At 71.6% G+C, this 476-nt stretch carries 1 pseudogene; it reads right to left on the bottom strand.

What is annotated here, in order from left to right:
* Positions 1-476, bottom strand: a pseudogene (locus M3206_RS18785) (molybdopterin-dependent oxidoreductase); the annotation flags it as partial.

Raw genomic sequence — 476 nt, forward strand, 5'->3', positions numbered from 1 at the left:
GTCGACCGCGCACACCACGCGCTCGACCTTCACCTTGCCGTCCGCGTCGACCGAGACCTCGGCCACCTGCGCGACATAGCTCTTGAACGCCTCGGCCACCGCGATCCCGCGCCCGCGGCCCTTCGGCAGCGGCTTGGCCGGATCCCAGCCGGCCTTCTGCGCGGCCAGCTCCAGCACCGCGCGCATGCGCGGCTCCTTCGCGAGCAGGTCGCGGCGGAACGCGTACGGGTCCTTGCCGGCCGCGTGCGCGGCTTCGTCGATGAACGCCTCGACCGCGTAGGCCGTATGCGAGCTGCCGACCACGCGCCACCACAGCACGGGCAGGCCGACCCGGGTGGTGGTTAGCTCGACCGACACGTTCGGCACCGCGTAAGGCAGGTTCGCCGCGCCCTCGACCGACGTCGCGTCGATGCCGTTCTTGACCATGAACGCCTCGAACGGCGTGCCGGCGAGGATCGACTGGCCGACGATCCGGT

The sequence above is a fragment of the Fictibacillus phosphorivorans genome (assembly GCF_023715845.1).
In the GTDB taxonomy this organism is placed as follows: domain Bacteria; phylum Bacillota; class Bacilli; order Bacillales; family Fictibacillaceae; genus Fictibacillus; species Fictibacillus phosphorivorans_D.